Genomic DNA, 2,676 nt, shown 5'->3' with positions numbered 1-2,676 from the left:
GTTGGCGCCGGGGCGCTCGTCCGGGAAGCCCGCGAGGATGCGGGCGGTCTCGCGGAAGGTGCACAGCGGGGCACCGCGGGTGGGGGTCACCGGCCGCCCGGCCCGCAGGTCATCGACCACCCGCCGGGCCGAGACGGGGGTCTGATCGTCGAAGAACTCCCAGTTGACCATCACCACCGGGGCGTAGTCGCAGGCGGCGTTGCACTCGATGTGCTCCAGGGTCACCCGGCCGTCGTCCGTGGTGCCGGGGCCGTCGAGGTCCAGGTGTTCGGCGAGAGAGGCCAGGATCTCGTCGCCGCCCATCACCGCGCAGAGCGTGTTGGTGCACACCCCCACCAGGTAGTCGCCCGTCGGCGTGCGGCGGTACATGGAGTAGAACGTCGCCACCGCCATCACCTCGGCGGCTGTCAGGTCGAGCACCCGGGCGCAGAACTCGATGCCGGCCGGGGTGATGTGCCCGTCCTCCGCCTGCACGAGGTGCAGCAGCGGGAGCAGCGCCGACCTGTCCTGCGGGTAGCGGGCCACGATCACGGCGGCATCGGCGGACAACCGCTCCCGGACCTCGTCCGGGTATGCCCGCCGCGCGCCCGGATGGACGATCGCGCCCGGTTCGTCTGGCTTCTGACCGAACTGGAGGAAGACCGGCTCACCGCTCATCGGTCCACACCCCCCATCACCGGGTCGATGCTGGCGACGGCGGCGATCACGTCGGCGAGCATCCCGCCCTCGCACATCGCGGCCACCGCCTGCAGGTTGGTGAACGACGGGTCGCGGTAGTGGACGCGGTACGGGCGGGTGCCGCCGTCCGAGACCATGTGCACTCCCAGCTCGCCGCGGGGCGACTCGACCGGCACGTACACCTGTCCCGGGGGTACCGCGAACCCCTCGGTGACCAGCTTGAAGTGATGGATGAGCGCCTCCATCGAGCTGTCCATGATGTGGCGGACGTGCTCGGCGGAGTTGCCCAGGCCGTCGGGCCCCACCTTGAGCTGGGCGGGCCACGCGATCTTGGGGTCGTCCACCATCACCGGGCCGGGTTCGAGCCGGTCCAGGCACTGTTCGACGATCTTCAGCGACTCCTTCATCTCGTCCACACGGATGACGAACCGGTCGTAGCAGTCGCTGCCCGACCCGGTCACCACGTCGAACTCGTAGGTCTCGTACCCGCAGTACGGATCGGTCCGGCGCACGTCGTGGGGCAGCCCGCTGGCCCGGAGCACCGGTCCGGTCACGCCGAGAGCGATGCAGCCGGTGAGGTCGAGGTATCCCACGCCCTCGAGCCGCATCTTCCAGATCGGGTTCTGGCGCAGGAGGAGTTCCATCTCGCGGATGCGCCCGGGCATCACGTCCAGGAGCTCGCGGACCTTGGGCACCGCCTCGTTGGGCAGGTCCTGGACCACCCCGCCGGGCCGGACGTAGGCGTGGTTCATCCGCAAACCGGTGATGACCTCGAAGACGTCCAGGACCAGTTCCCGCTCGCGGAACCCGAACAGCATGGGGGTACTGGCGCCGAGCTCCAGGGCGCCGGTGGCGAGCGCGACCATGTGGGAGGAGATCCGGTTGAGCTCCATGAGCATCACCCGGATGACCGAGGCCCGCTCCGGGATCTGGTCGGTGATCCCGAGCAACCGCTCCACCCCGAGGCAGTAGGCGACCTCGTTGAAGAACGGCGAGAGGTAGTCCATCCGGGTGACAAAGGTGACGCCCTGGGTCCAGTAGCGGTACTCGAGGTTCTTCTCGATGCCGGTGTGCAGGTAGCCGATCCCGCAGCTCGCCCGGGTGACGGTCTCGCCCTCGATCTCGAGGATCAGCCGCAGCACCCCGTGTGTGGACGGGTGCTGGGGGCCCATGTTGACGACGATGCGGTCGTCGTCGGCATTTCGCGCCGCGTCGCTGATCGCCTCCCAGTCCTGCCCGGTCGCGGTGAGGACGGTGTCGGAGTCGGTCCGGGCGGAGCCGGTTCGAGCAGAGCCGGTTCGGTCTGAGCGGCCGCGGGCCGACGAGGTGTGGTCGGCCATCAGCTGTAGGCCCTCCGCTGGTCGGGGGGCGGGATGGTGGCGCCCTTGTACTGCACGGGGATCCCGCCGAGCGGGTAGTCCTTGCGCTGCGGGTGGCCCTCCCAGTCGTCCGGCATCTGGATGCGGGTGAGCGAGGGGTGTCCGTCGAACTGGACACCGAAGAAGTCGTAGGTCTCCCGCTCGTGCCAGTCGGTGGTCGGGTAGATCCTGGTCAGGGACGGGATGTGCGGATCGGAATCTGGGGCCGACACCTCCAGCAGCAGCCGGCGGTTGTGGGTGATCGACTGGAGCGGGTACACCACGTGGAGCTCGTGGCCCGCGGCGTCGGGGTAGTGCACCCCGCTCGCCCCGAGCGACATCTCGAAGCGGAGTGTGGGATCGTCCCGGAGCGTCAGTGCGACCGTCGGCAGGTGGCGGCGCCGGAGGTGCAGGGTCAGCTGCCCTCCGTGCACCACGACGCTCTCCACCGCCTCGTCGAAGGTCGGTCCGCCCCGCGATGCCAGTGCGGCGGTGAGCGCGGCGACCACCTCGTCGTCGTCCCCTCCGTCGGACGGCCGGGTACCGCCCGGCATCTCGACGGGGCGCACGAGCCCGCCGAACCCGGAGGTGTCCCCGGAGCCGCGCACCCCGAACATGCCGTGGCGGACCCCGACGGTGG

At 70.1% G+C, this 2,676-nt stretch carries 3 protein-coding genes; all 3 read right to left on the bottom strand.

Annotation, left to right across the window (positions count from 1 at the left end; all coding sequences use genetic code 11):
* On the bottom strand, positions 1-657 hold a 657-nt coding region (nuoE, locus tag G6027_RS15785), incomplete at its 3' end, for an NADH-quinone oxidoreductase subunit NuoE (protein ID WP_182637991.1).
* Positions 654-2,018 carry an NADH dehydrogenase (quinone) subunit D gene (gene nuoD / locus G6027_RS15780; RefSeq protein ID WP_241727189.1) on the bottom strand — a complete coding sequence of 455 codons (1,365 nt, stop codon included), beginning with the start codon at positions 2,016-2,018 and terminating at the stop codon, positions 654-656. The genes nuoD and nuoE, both read right to left, overlap by 4 nt.
* A partial coding sequence (locus G6027_RS15775; RefSeq protein ID WP_182637990.1) for an NADH-quinone oxidoreductase subunit C occupies positions 2,018-2,676 on the bottom strand: 659 nt, incomplete at its 5' end. The genes G6027_RS15775 and nuoD, both read right to left, overlap by 1 nt.

Origin of the sequence: Dietzia sp. SLG310A2-38A2 (assembly GCF_014145095.1) — a bacterium.
In the GTDB taxonomy this organism is placed as follows: Bacteria; Actinomycetota; Actinomycetes; order Mycobacteriales; family Mycobacteriaceae; genus Dietzia.
The sequence above is the reverse complement of the archived record's forward strand: the minus strand, read 5'-3'. Positions and strand labels throughout refer to the sequence as shown.